10 protein-coding genes are annotated in these 13,905 nt (G+C 43.0%); 4 read left to right on the top strand and 6 right to left on the bottom strand.

What is annotated here, in order from left to right; translation table 11 throughout:
• Positions 1-21 precede the first annotated feature (21 nt).
• On the bottom strand, positions 22-546 hold the full coding sequence (locus EXT48_RS07110) for a YaeQ family protein (protein WP_069019120.1): 525 nt from the start codon (positions 544-546) through the stop codon (positions 22-24).
• Positions 547-720: 174 nt separating this feature from the next.
• Here EXT48_RS07110 and EXT48_RS07105 point away from each other — a divergent pair, with 174 nt between their 5' ends.
• Positions 721-3,168: a TonB-dependent receptor gene (locus EXT48_RS07105; protein ID WP_130164024.1), complete on the top strand. Its 2,448-nt coding sequence runs from the start codon at positions 721-723 to the stop codon at positions 3,166-3,168.
• A 106-nt stretch (positions 3,169-3,274) separates the two neighbouring features.
• On the opposite strand, the gene upp is transcribed toward EXT48_RS07105, so the two are convergent.
• The 4 genes from upp to EXT48_RS07085 all read right to left on the bottom strand — a co-directional run bounded on the left by upp (position 3,275) and on the right by EXT48_RS07085 (position 7,385).
• Positions 3,275-3,907 carry a uracil phosphoribosyltransferase gene (upp, locus tag EXT48_RS07100; protein WP_130164023.1) on the bottom strand — a complete coding sequence of 211 codons (633 nt, stop codon included), beginning with the start codon at positions 3,905-3,907 and terminating at the stop codon, positions 3,275-3,277.
• Positions 3,908-3,919: 12 nt separating this feature from the next.
• Positions 3,920-4,468, bottom strand: coding sequence for an NAD(P)H nitroreductase (locus tag EXT48_RS07095; protein ID WP_130164022.1), 549 nt, complete (start codon positions 4,466-4,468; stop codon positions 3,920-3,922).
• A gap of 184 nt (positions 4,469-4,652) precedes the next feature.
• Positions 4,653-5,360, bottom strand: a complete 708-nt coding sequence (locus tag EXT48_RS07090) for a DoxX family protein (RefSeq protein ID WP_130164021.1) — start codon at positions 5,358-5,360, stop codon at positions 4,653-4,655.
• 63 nt (positions 5,361-5,423) lie between these two features.
• Positions 5,424-7,385, bottom strand: a complete 1,962-nt coding sequence (locus EXT48_RS07085; RefSeq protein ID WP_130164020.1) for an FAD-dependent oxidoreductase — start codon at positions 7,383-7,385, stop codon at positions 5,424-5,426.
• A gap of 212 nt (positions 7,386-7,597) precedes the next feature.
• On the opposite strand from EXT48_RS07085, the gene sppA reads away from it, so the two are divergent.
• The gene (gene sppA, locus EXT48_RS07080; protein ID WP_082086181.1) at positions 7,598-9,478 is read left to right on the top strand and encodes a signal peptide peptidase SppA; all 1,881 of its coding nucleotides are present in this window, start codon (positions 7,598-7,600) and stop codon (positions 9,476-9,478) included.
• A 71-nt stretch (positions 9,479-9,549) separates the two neighbouring features.
• Positions 9,550-10,560: an asparaginase gene (gene ansA, locus EXT48_RS07075; protein ID WP_010376991.1), complete on the top strand. Its 1,011-nt coding sequence runs from the start codon at positions 9,550-9,552 to the stop codon at positions 10,558-10,560.
• Between the two features lie 94 nt (positions 10,561-10,654).
• Here the strand turns inward: ansA and gndA are convergent, their stop codons facing one another.
• Positions 10,655-12,028, bottom strand: a complete 1,374-nt coding sequence (gene gndA, locus EXT48_RS07070; protein ID WP_039495778.1) for an NADP-dependent phosphogluconate dehydrogenase — start codon at positions 12,026-12,028, stop codon at positions 10,655-10,657.
• A gap of 442 nt (positions 12,029-12,470) precedes the next feature.
• Between gndA and pyk the strand changes: the two genes are divergently transcribed.
• Positions 12,471-13,904, top strand: a complete 1,434-nt coding sequence (pyk, locus tag EXT48_RS07065; protein WP_130164019.1) for a pyruvate kinase — start codon at positions 12,471-12,473, stop codon at positions 13,902-13,904.
• Position 13,905 lies beyond the last annotated feature (1 nt).

Genomic DNA, 13,905 nt, shown 5'->3' with positions numbered 1-13,905 from the left:
CCGTTATCCCTAACTAATACGTTAAATCAGCTTGGTAATTTGAGTACGAATGTAGTGTTCGCTATCAGTAACACTCATCGCCCCATTTTCAAAAATCACATCCCAATGTAAACTTCGCGTCAGCATTTCACACAATTCAACCACAAAGTCCTTAGGAATACTAAACACAGAGAAAGATCCAATAAACTGCAATTGCGCTCGACGCTCTTCAAACCATTGCTCACCGCCTGCACACAACACCACAACCTTAGCATAAAGCTTTTCATACTTGAGTATCTCATCGACCTCTAAGGTACCAATAAACAAAGCAACTTCAACCTGTTCGTTGTCATCTTCTAGCCATACATCCGGCCAATATTTTTTCTCCGCCTTGCTCCACTTTGCCGGCTTATCAAAAGACAGTGCGCAGATCCCAAGCAGTTTCATCGCAAAATGCTCGCTACTTTCTTTTGACAACATGGCGGTAGTAAACGCTTCTTCATGGTGGCTATGGTGAAATAAGTCAGCAACCTTAATCCTTGCCTTGAAAACAAATGGCTTGTTCATTATGTTGTGCTCACTTTAGCTTGTTTCTTAACTATAGCTGTAATTCTAATTTCAACAATAACTAAGTTATAGTATAACGTTATTGATCCGCAAAATTTGTAGTGTTATATTATCACTCTATTAGTCGAACAGCTCACTCGTTCAATACATAACCTAACTCGTGGTAATAAAAATATGTTTAAGCAGTCTCTTATCGCCAGCGCATTAATTTCAATAATAGGTGCAGCGCCAGCTTATGCTGCACAACTAACAGGTAAAGTTGTTGATGCAAACAACCAACCGCTCAGTAACGCCACTATCCACCTTCATGGCAAAAGCAAATCGGTAAAGTCAGATAAATTTGGCCAATTTACGATTGAGCTTGATGCTGACTCGCAGCTTCATATCTCAAAGCCAAACTACTTAGACCATCGTATTAATGTTACCGAAGAACAAGGTTTCGTACGTGTTGAGCTAACACCAACGTCCGTTGAGAGCATAGTTGTTTATTCTTCTGCCCTGCACAAAAATAGTATGGAAATGACCTCTCCAGTGAGTGTATTAAGCGGTGATGAACTAAAAAACCGTGCAAAACCCACACTGGGTGAAACACTAAAAGGCCAACCTGGGATCAATGCCAGTTATTTTGGTCCGGTAAGTTCAAGCCCTATTATCCGTGGCTTAGATGGACCACGAGTCAAAATCACGCAAAATGGGTTAGACAGTAGCGATGCCTCGCGCGTTGGTCCTGATCATGCCAACACCAACGACTCGCTTGCAGCGCAACAGATTGAAGTGCTAAGAGGCCCAGCTACCCTACTATACGGCTCAGGTGCAATAGGTGGTGTGGTTAATGTCGTTGATAATCGTATTCCGACTGATGTGATCGAAAGCCTTCAGGGCGCAGCCGACTATAGCCATGACACCAACTCAAATACCAATACCTTTGCGGTGTTATTAGAATCAGGCTTTGACGGCTTTAACTTCCATTTCGATGGCGTTAAGCGTAAAGGTGGTGACTATGAAACCCCTAATTTCGCGCTACCGCACGACGAACATGAAGAACACGAGCATGAACATGAAGGAGAAGATCATGCCCACGAAGCAGAAGAACATGAAACAGAGTACGCCAATCGCGTCGACAATACCTTTATCGATTCTGAGCAATTTAATTTAGGTACAAGTTACGTCGGCGATCATCTGACCGTTGGTTTCTCTTATGGCCGTGTTGATACCGACTATGGCATTCCTGCTCACTCTCATATTGGTCATGACCATGATCACGAGCATGAAGACGAAGGGCATGACCACGAAGAAGAATCCGTATTTGCTCGAGTAAAGCAAGACCGTTGGCAAGGGCTTGTAAATTATGCAGTACACAGTGACTGGCTTGAATCTGTTGGTCTACGTGTCGGCTACACCGATTACGAACACGCTGAAATTGAAGATGGAAACATAGGTACTGTATTTGAAAATGATACAACCGAGTTACGCTTAACCGCAGAGCACCGCTTAGGTGAATGGCACGGCACTGTTGGCTATCATTTCTCCGACAGCGATTACGCCGCAAATGGAGCAGAAGCTTTCACGCCATCGACCAATACCAAAACGCATGCTCTTTATATCCTTGAAGAACGTCGTTTTGGAGACTTCACACTTGAGTTAGGTGCTCGTATTGAAGACTACCAGTTATCAAGCAAAGGCAATCAACTCGAAGCGTACGAAGAAGATCATGACCATGAAGGTGAACACGATCATGATCACGACCATGGTGGTAACTTAGATAATGGGTTTATTTCTTATGACCTAGAAATGACCAATCTAAGCTTGTCTATTGGTGGTGTGTACGACTTTGCTGAAGGCCAAAACGTTGCTGTTTCGCTGTCTCGTTCAGAGCGCGCACCATTAACCGCCGAATTGCTTTCAAATGGTATTCATATCGCAACCAGCACCTATGAACTAGGACTTGGTTATGAGCTAGAAGGTGATCATTTACACTTTGAGCCACAAGATGTTGAACAAGAGACATCAAATAACTTAGACATCAGTTTTAGAAAGTTCTCAGGTGACTTTGGTTATACCGTTAATTTCTTCTATAACGACATCGAAAACTTCTACTATCAGGCATTAACAGACTATATCTATAGTCCAGAGCACGGTTTAGAAGTGGCGGATCATGCACATGAAGGCGCGGTTCCAGTGTTTAAGTTTGAAAGCAGTGATGCCAAACTATACGGTCTCGAGTTTGATGCCCATTACAAACTAAGCAACTTTGCACGCGTCAAAGTGTTTGGTGACTCGCTGACAGCGAAGTTAGATAACGACGAATATTTACCACGTATTCCAAGCAACAAGCTCGGTCTTGATTACGAACACAGTTACGAGAACCTAACAGCTAACTTCACGGTGACGCATTATTTCAAGCAAGACAACATCGCGAGCTATGAAAGTGAAACTAAGGGCTATACGTTAGTGGATATGTCGTTTAACTATGACTTTGAGTTTATGGGCAGTGACATGGTTGGTTATGTTAACCTTGATAACCTAACAGATGAGCTAGGCTTTGTGCATAGCTCGTTTATCAAAGAGCAAGCCCCTCTTCCAGGTCGTAACATCAAGCTTGGCATTAGAGGCTACTTTTAATACCGATTCCTTTCTTTTATAGAAACCAAAAAGCTACCTCTTGTGGGTAGCTTTTTTATTTAACTTGAAGCAGTGAACCTCAATTTAATAATATTAAATCAGTAAATTATGCGCGAGTGCCAAAGATTTTGTCACCGGCATCACCAAGCCCAGGGACTATATATCCTTTCTCATTTAAATGGCTATCTAATGCTGCTGTGTAAATTTCAACATCAGGGTGTGCTTCTTCCACAAGCTTTACTCCTTCTGGCGCTGCCACCAGCACAATCGCTCTGATCTCTTTTGAACCGGCTTTTTTTAGCATGTCGATAGTAGCAATCAGCGAGCCACCAGTCGCAAGCATTGGATCAATAACTAATGCAAGTCTGGCATCGATATTGCCCACCAACTTCTCAAAATAAGGCACAGGTTCAAGTGTTTCTTCGTTGCGCTGTAAACCCACAACACTTACTTTAGCTGCAGGGATCAACTGCAGTATGCCATCTAGCATTCCCAAACCGGCTCTTAAAATTGGCACTAAGGTGATCTTTTTGCCTGTCAGCCTTTTAACTGTTAACTGGTTACCGTCCCAAGCGGAGATGACCTGATCGCTTAAAGTCAGATCTTTTGTTGCTTCGTATGTGAGTAAGTTGCCAACTTCTGAGACAATTTCGCGAAAATTTTTGGTCGATATACCCTGCTCTCGCAAGAGCCCGAGTTTATGCTGAACTAGTGGGTGATCAATTACATGTAATGCCATGGCTGCGTATCCTTATAAACTGCTAAAGAAATCTTCTGGTTTGTGCCTTATAGGCTTTGTACACTGCACCGTAGGCGTGCCTAAATAAAGATAGCCAACGATCTCATCTTTTTCATTGAGACCAAGTTGCTTTTTCACTTCTGGACTCTGGGCAAAGTAGCCCGTACGCCATACACCAGATAACCCCTGTGCAAAAGCCGCTTGCTGCATCGCAAGTACACTACAGCCTGCACTTTGAATTTGCTCAATACGAGGTACTTTTGGATGTTCTTGATAAGGAGATACCGCGATGATCAACATTGGCGCGCGCTCTGGTAGCTGCCTGGCTCTATCTATTACTCGTTGCGCTTGCTGCTCTTTCATCGCTGCTTGATAGTAGATTTCACCCAGCTTTTCACGGCCTTTCTCTTCTACTGTAATAAATCTAAACGGTGTTAAGCCACCATGATCTGGCACTTTTAGTGCTGCTTTTTTAATGATTTCTAACTGAGCTGGATTAGGTCCAGGAAAAGACAAATTGTTATCTGACTGGCGTGTTAAGAGTAATTCTATGGCGTCCATTAACTCATCCCTTGTTGTGCCTTTAAAATGGCCGTGAATTATACCAGTTTGACTTATTACATGTCTCGAAATAGACCACATACTTAAGCAAATTGGTATTACGTGGCTTGTAGTCTACCATTTTCCCTTAAATTCGACCACGCGACATCACGGATTCTGGATAGCATCCTTGCAATATTTCGTTTTACTCTGGAAGTAAATCGCGTTGTTTTCTATCAATAAGTAGCCTTAACCAATAATCAACACTGACATAACTTCCACCACCAGTAAAAAATAATGAAAGTAGTAATACAAAGTAAGTTGCCGAAAATTCAATTCCATTGTTTAAAATAACAATATTACCTCTTTCATAGAGATAATTTGGTCTGCCATTTTCTTCGACTATCTCTTTAATTGAATCCAAACGTTGCTTTGCTGCTACGCTATTTTCTAAGCTCGCTTTAGCTTCTTCAAAGCCTAGCCAGTCTAATACTTTTGCGGCGCTGGTATCAGGGTTTGTTGGCGTTACCGAAAACCAGCCATGCTCCAAATGCACCGTCGTTGCAGCAACTACCATAGTCACCATGAGCGGAATAGACACTAAACGCGTAAGCAAGCCAAGTAAAATTAACCAACCACCTAAAAACTCCGTCCAAGCGGCTAGAAAGGCAAGTAAGTCAGGAAAAGGTAAACCTAAGCCCCACTCACTATTGCCAAACCATGCGACAATATTGGGATCGGCGAGGAGGCGTTGTAAAAATGCCGCGTCCGGATTAGCCAAATTTAATTTATTGTAACCTGCAATGATCATAACTGGCGCAAGAATAAGGCGCATAAGTAATGGCGCAAGACCAGAAAAATGTTGAGATAAATGTTGTAGTTGCCGATACGGCTTTAATAGGTTGGCAAGCATATGCGGTCCATAGTTGATGTTAGAATTATCAGTATAGACCGCAGATTGGGTTGAGTTATTTCGTTAGATCTTTCTTGCTACCTGAAGGGCTTCTGCAATCGCTCGCTTAGCATCAATCGCTGCCGCCAGTTTGGCCCCACCAATAACGTGCTGATTTTCTGGTAGTGCCTCTTTATCGAACAACCTATCGTTAGAAACTTGTCCAATACAAGCAATGACCGTATCAACATCCAACAATTGCTCTTCACCTGCAACTCTTACAGTCAAACCTTGATTATCAAAGCTGATATATTCGCATTCTGCAATTTGTTGAACATTGTGGTGTTTTGCAACGGCTCTGTGGATCCAGCCTGTGGTCTTACCTAAGTCTTTACCAAAACGTCCTTCAGAGCGTTTTAACATATAAATCGGTCTTTGCTCTTGTGATGGTTGCGCTTCGCATTCTATTCCCCATTGAGATTTAAAATCAGGGATCGTTTGTTCTCGCTGTTCAGTTAAAAACGCTACCATGTCAAAGCCAATACCACCTGCGCCTAAAATAGCAATTTTATTACCTAATTCTACTTCACCCTTAATAACTTCGTCATAGGCAAACACACGTTTCCCATCTGCGCATTCAATTTTCGACATCCGTGGACTTACGCCCGTTGCAAATACCACATCATCAAACGCATTTGCCATTGTTTCTTCGTATGGTGTATTTAGGCAAAGCTCAACACCTAAGCGATTTATTTCGCTGACATAGTATTTAAGCGTATGTTGGAAGTCTTCTTTACCTGGTATTCGCATCGCTAAATTAAACTGACCACCTAATTCGCTACCTTTATCAATCAACTTGACTTGGTGGCCTTTTTTAGCGAGATAATAACTTACAGACAACCCAGCAGGTCCTGCGCCAACAACGAGTACTTGTTTTTTCCTTTGGGCACTCTGAAGTGGATAATCCAATTCAAATCCGGCTTGTGGATTCACCAAACATGTTGCTCGTTTACCTTTAAATACATGGTCTAAACAACCCTGATTACAGCCGATGCAAATATTGATTTGCTCCGAGCGCTGCTCTTGATATTTATTAAAGAATTCAGGATCAGCCAGTAACGGACGCGCCATAGAAATAAGGTCGGCATCTCCTTTAGCTAAAATGTCATTAGCAAGATCTGGGGTGTTAATCCTATTTACTGCTACAACAGGTATATCAACGGCTTGTTTTAATCTATGTGACGCTTCACGATAGGCACCTGGAGGCACCATCGACGCAATTGTTGGAACACGCGCTTCGTGCCAACCAATGCCAGTGTTGAGAATATCCACACCGGCCGCGACCAAAGCTTTGGCTTGAAGCACAACTTCTTCTGGTGTTGAGCCATTTGGGATTAAGTCCATGACCGACAGACGAAAAACGATTATGAACTTATCGCTCACTTTTGCTCTAACCGCTTTTACAATATCTGTTGCCAATCGCATTCTGTTTTCTAAGCTACCACCATATTCATCAGTGCGCTTATTAGTATGACCCGCCATAAACTCATTGATTAAATATCCCTCTGAGCCCATGATTTCCACACCATCGTAGCCTGCTTTTTCGGCCAACTTAGCTGAGTGAGCAAAGTCTTTAATCGTACCTTTGATGGCACTTAAGCTCATTGCTTTTGGTTTATATGGATTAATCGGTGCTTTGATAGCACTAGGTGCAGTGTTGAATGGATGATAAGCATAGCGCCCAGCATGTAGTAACTGTATACAAATTTTGCCACCATGCTTATGTACTACATCAGTGTATGCTTTGTGTTTAATTACATCGTATAACGAGTTAAAAGAAGAAGAAATGGGTGTCAACTTACCGCGTAGGTTTGGACTGTAGCCACCGGTTACGATCAGACCCACTCCACCTTTTGCTCGTTCCTCATAAAACGCAGCCAGTCGCTTTCGGTTGTGCCACCCTTCTTCAAGCCCGGTATGCATTGATCCCATTACCAAGCGATTTCGCAAACTGGTATGTTTAAGTTGTAGTTCTTGTTCTAACATTTGCCGCCCCACAAAACTGGTCTTACCTGTGAACATTAACGTTTTTTTATTATTTGGCAAGTCTTAAGGAGAAAGAAATTAACGAATTTGGCAGCATTGGCGATATTTCAATCATGAAAATACTTCGTTACGTTTTTCTATTATTCATGAAACTCGCTCTGATATATGATAAATGTATAGAGTTGTATTGAAGTTAAGCATAAGGGATCATTTTGAAACTGATAGCGAATATTTTTAAAGGCATTTGGGCCACACTGAACTTTTCCAGGCGATTAATTTTAAATCTGCTGTTTTTATTCATTCTTATCGCCATCGTGATAAGCATTGTATCGGGTGAGGATCAGGTTAAGGTCGAAAATAAAAGCGTACTACGTTTAAACCTGAACGGTATCATAGTTGAGCAATTGACCTATGTTGACCCTGTTGAGGCGGCAATGAGTGATGCTTTTGGTGACTCAGAAGAGCCAAGCGAAATTTTATTAGATGATGTCATCGATGTTATCAATAAAGCGGCTCAAGATGACCGCATTACAGTGATGTATCTTGATTTACAACGTCTTCATAGCGCCCATCTCGATAAATTACGAGATATCAAAGACGCGCTCGCGCAATTCAAAGCAGCAGGCAAAAAAATCTATGCGCATGGTGCTTATTACACTCAAGCTCAATATTATCTCGCCTCGGTAGCCGATGAAATTTCTCTACACCCATACGGTGGAGTTAATATCACCGGATTTGGCATGTATCCCCTGTATTTCAAAGAAGCTCTTGATAAGCTTAAAGTTACGCAGCATATTTTCCGCGTTGGTACATACAAGTCGGCCGTTGAGCCTTATATTCGCAGCGATATGTCACCTGAAGCAAAAGAGTCAAATCTTGGATGGATCACCCCGCTTTGGACACAATACAAAACAGAAGTGGCCGAAAACCGCGGTTTCGATGTGGCTAACTTTGATGAAACCTTCGCTGCATTAACAGACAAAATGGAAGCGGCGCAAGGCGATTCCGCCAAATACGCTATCGACAACCAATGGGTCGATGCGTTAACGACCAATCAAGCATTTGCACAGAAACTGATCGATGAAGTTGGTCTCGATGCAAAGGGAAAATCTTTTAAACAGGTCTCGTTCAATCAATATCTATCGACGTTGCCGCCGAAAGAGTTTGCAGAAAATCCATTTACCGAAAAAGTCGCAGTGGTTGTTGCTAAAGGTCAAATCTCTGATGGAAAGCGTAAAGCGGGAGCTATTGGTGGCGATTCAACAGCTGCACTACTTAAAAAGGCTCGCCTTAACGACAAAGTGAAAGCCGTTGTACTAAGAATTGACTCTGGCGGTGGTAGCATGTTTGCTTCTGAAACCATTCGTAATGAAGTTCTTGCACTAAAAGCCGCTGGAAAACCTGTGATAGCATCAATGGGTTCAGTTGCAGCTTCTGGTGGTTATTGGATTGCGGCATCAGCTAATGAAATTTGGGCATCGCCAAGCACGATCACGGGTTCTATTGGTGTATTTGGCATGATCATGACCTTTGAAAATGCAGCAAACTCATTAGGAATTTATTCTGATGGTGTTGCGACAACCGAATTAAAAGGCCAATCTCCATTCAGAGGGATAGATGGTGGCTATAAAAACCTTATCCAGATGGGGGTTGAAGATGCCTATGATAAGTTTATCTCTATGGTTGCAACCGAGCGAAACCTTGATAAGTCAGCGGTTAACGATGTTGCGCAAGGGCGTGTATGGCTAGCAACTCAGGCGCTTGATTTTGGCCTAGTTGATAAGTTAGGCAACAAGAACGATGCCATTGAAGCGGCAGCAAGTCTTGCCAATTTAGAGATGTATGATGTTATCACTATTGAACAAACACTCACCGAACAAGAAAAGCTGATGCAACAATTATTTGGTGCGTCTATGGTGCAAAGCGCCATTAGTGCCCTTGTACCTGAGCAATCGATATTCGCAAAAACTGCATTAAATGCCCTAGACAGTGTTAGCAATACAATAGCACTACAAACTCAGATGTTAGGCCAGCTTAACGATCCTAACCATGTCTATACGCTTTGCTTAGTGTGTAACGTTTCACCTGAGTAAAATCGATTAAGCACTGCAATTGTGGTGCTGTAATTGTTATACTGAGCCCAGATTTTATTCTGGGCTTTTTTATGAAAAGAAAAAAAATATATATCGCCTATACCGGTGGTACCATTGGTATGAAGCAATCCAGTCGCGGTTACGTTCCGGTTGCAGGATACCTAACAGATACGGTAAAAAATAACGCCGAGTTTACTCGCGATGAAATGCCGCTTTTTGATATTCATGAATATTGCCCGTTAATTGACTCGTCAGATATGTCACCGCATCACTGGCAGCTTATCGCGGATGACATTCAATCAAAATATCACGACTACGATGGTTTTGTGGTGCTCCATGGCACAGATACCATGGCCTATACTGCTTCTGCACTATCCTTCATGTTTGAGAACTTAACTAAACCTGTGATAGTGACCGGCTCTCAAATTCCGTTGTCACAACTGCGCTCTGATGGTCAAGTAAATCTGTTAAACGCGATGTATTTGGCTGCTAACTACCCTATCGCCGAAGTGAGTTTGTTTTTCAACAATAAACTTTACCGCGGTAACAGAGCAATCAAAGCTCATGCTGATGGCTTCGATGCATTCGCTTCTCCAAACCTTTCACCGCTGGCACAAGCTGGGATCAATATTCAGCTGATCGAAGGGAAGCTGAGCCCTTACGTTGAGCAAAGCTTGCAAGTCACCAAGATTTCACCTCAACCTATCGCGGTAATGCATTTGTATCCAGGGATCTCAACTGAAATCCTTAAGAACCTAATGCGTGGTGAGATGAAAGCGCTGATCTTATTAAGCTTCGGTGTTGGTAACGCGCCACAAGACGAGCATTTTTTAACTGAGCTTAAAGCAATCAGCGACCGCGGAGTGGTGATCATCAACCTCACCCAATGTATTCAAGGAAAAGTGAATATGGGCGGCTACGCGACAGGAAATGCGTTATTAAACTGTGGTGTGATCAGCGGCTACGATATGACACTAGAAGCGTGCTTAACAAAGCTACACTATTTATTTAGCCAGCAGCTAGAGCTTGAAACGATCCGCCATTTGATGCAAGACAATCTGCGTGGTGAGCTAACTCGATAGCAGTAAAGCGAAAAAGCAACACAACAAAAAAGCCGTGGTATCGTTACCACGGCTTTTAAATCAGCTCGAAACATTCTACTCCGAACGTCGATTATTATCTAACTTTTGCTTCGATATCGACAAGATCAGTAAGGTGACAAGTTTCACCACTGTGTGTCTTTATGCCGTGCTCACCAAAGTAATCACGCTGTGCTTGCACCAAGTGCCCGTTGCTTGGCGTGCTCAGTGTTGCAATATAAGTTTGCGTCGCAGCAAGCACTGGGAAAGACAAACCAGTCGCCACAGCTTTACCTGTAATGCTACGTAGTGCAAGTGCAGGCTTCTCAAGTGAATCGATAAATTCAACACCTTCAGCGATATCGTCTAAGTAATCAGCTCGGATAATACAGCCCGCACGCCAGGTTTGTAGCGTTTTATTGAGATCCACTTTCCATTGGTGTGCACGAGACGCGCCCTTAATCAGTGCAAGACCTTGGCGGTAACATAGTAAACTGGCAAAATAGAATGCGTCTTTTAACTCGTCTAAATCAACCTCAATTGTTTGCGTTGATTTATTCGCATACGTCATTTCTTTCGCAGCTGGAGTATCAATAGTGTTGGTGAGATGGCGAGCTTGTACCGCAGCCACAAGCGAAGGTACGGCAATACCAAGCTCCAGTGCGTTTTGCGCCGTCCAAAGGCCAGTGCCCTTAGCTCCTACCTTATTGTCGATAAGGTCGACTAAAGACTCGCCCTGCTCTGTTTCCAGACTTAAAATGTGGCTAGAAATTGCAAGTAGATAACTATTTAATTTACCTTCAGACCAAGATTCAAAAATCTCAGCAACTTCTTTAGGAGAGCGACCGGTACCCAGACGAAGCAATTGATAAAGCTCCGCAATGAGCTGCATCAACGCATACTCAATACCGTTGTGCACCATTTTAACAAAGTGACCGCTGGCAGATTGCCCAACACGCGCGAAACATGATTCATTGTTGTAGCTCGCAGCAACCTTTTCGAACCAAGGCTCGATACGCTCCCAGCCACCTTCTGAACCACTTGCCATCATTGCAGGACCATGACGTGCACCTTCGGCACCGCCAGAGATCCCCATAGTGGCAAACTCAAATTTATTCTGATATTTCAATTTACGTGCAATACCATCTTTGTAATTACTGTTACCACAGTCAACGATGATATCGTCTTTCTCAACTCCAGCTTCAACCAAATCGCTACAAACTTTATCGACTAGTTCACCTGCTGGAACGAGTAATAAAATCGAGCGAGGAGTCTCTAATCTTCTGATCATATCACCGAGATCAGACACTATGTGTAAGCGCTCCGCCATACCTAACGACTGTGCGCAACTCAATAATTCCGCACCTACTTCGGGGTTCTTGTCGTAAGCGACTAAGGTCATCCCCTTCTCAATTAGATTTAGCGCGAGGTTTTTACCCATCACACCCAAACCAACTAATGCAACCTGCATTTAGTTTCCTCCTCGGTAACATCAAAACTTTATGCGTTCGTGTATGTGCATTATACCTGAGCGACCATGATTGACCAGCGAGACACACAATTCACTGAAATCATATCGGTTCCCAAAATATGACAGCTAACACAATTCACTGTATAGCAATATAGTGACAGCAGCACGAATTCACCAATTTTGTGATAAATCTCAAATAGTCCCCTAAGCTGTAAGGTAAAATATTCGAGATTGACGGCCACTGACACCGGTGTCATAATGATGACATATAGATCATATAACTTAATTCGAGTGTTAAAAAGGGTTTTGCATAATTCTTTATGCTCTAATTAGTTAAATCGTGATTTTACAATGTGGCATGTGTAAAAAAACAGCAATTTTGATTTACTTTTAACACATTCATAAGTTTTTGCTTACCTTGATAAGCTAACAGGAGAATCTGATGCTTAGACGCACAAAAATCGTCGCAACACTGGGGCCAGCGACGGATAGAGATAACAACTTAGAAAAAATCATTCGTGCCGGCACCAACGTAGTCAGACTAAACTTTTCACACGGTGTAGCTCAAGATCACAAAAATAGAGCCGAAGCCGTTCGCGAAATTGCTAAACGCTTAGGCGTAAATGTAGCGATCCTTGCAGATTTACAAGGTCCTAAGATCCGCGTTTCAACATTTAAAGAAGGCAAAGTGTTCTTAGAAGTGGATGCAAAATTCACTCTAGATGCAAAAATGGAGCCTGGCCAAGGCCACGTTGAAGCCGTGGGTATCGACTATAAAGAATTACCGAATGACGTAAAACAAGGTGATTTGCTGTTATTAAACGATGGCCTTATTCAACTTGTTGTTGAAGAAGTACAAGGTCACTTGGTTCATACCAGTGTTAAAGTTGGCGGCATATTGTCGAACAATAAAGGGATCAACCGTTTAGGCGGCGGCTTAACAGCACCTGCATTTACTGACAAAGATAAAGAAGACTTGATCACTGCAACTGAAATTGGTGTGGACTATATTGCGGTTTCGTTCCCTCGCAGTGGTGACGACATGCGTTACGTTAGAGGACTGGCGGAGAAAGCAGGTTCTAATGCACAATTACTTGCAAAAATCGAACGTGCAGAAGCGGTTGAAACCGTAGAAGCGATTGACGACATCGTACTGGCTTCTGATGCGGTGATGGTTGCCCGTGGTGATTTAGGTGTAGAAATTGGCGATGCCGCTCTTGTTGGTAAACAGAAGCAAATTATCAGCCGTGCTCGCTCACTAAACCGTACTGTGATCACTGCTACCCAAATGATGGAGTCAATGATTGACAACCCAATGCCAACTCGTGCTGAAGTTATGGATGTCGCAAACGCAGTGCTTGATGGCACGGATGCGGTAATGCTTTCAGCGGAAACCGCTGCTGGTGATTATCCAGAACAAACCGTCGCGGCAATGGCACGTGTGTGTTTAGGTGCCGAATCTCAACCACAGATCCATATATCTAAACATCGTTTAGACAGTCGTTTTGCTGATACCTGTGAAACTATCGCGCTTTCGGCAATGTACGCAGCAAACCATTTAGACTCAGTAAAGGCAATTGTCGCACTAACTGAATCGGGTAATACCGCAAAATTGATGTCTCGTATCAGTTCTGGATTGCCTATTTACGCATTGTCTCGCCATCAATCAACGCTTGGGCAGGCATCACTCTATCGTGGTGTTTATCCAGTAAAATTTGACTCGACACAATGTTCAGATGATTCAACTGTTCGCGAAGCGCTTGATACGCTAGTTGCAGCAGGTTCATTGGAAAAAGGCGACACAGTGATCATCACACACGGTGATAAGATGGAAACTATCGGCGCCAGTAACACGCTGAAAATCGTCACAGTGTAAA

Origin of the sequence: Pseudoalteromonas sp. CO348, from assembly GCF_004208845.1 — a bacterium.
GTDB lineage: Bacteria > Pseudomonadota > Gammaproteobacteria > Enterobacterales > Alteromonadaceae > Pseudoalteromonas > Pseudoalteromonas maricaloris.
The sequence above is the reverse complement of the archived record's forward strand: the minus strand, read 5'-3'. Positions and strand labels throughout refer to the sequence as shown.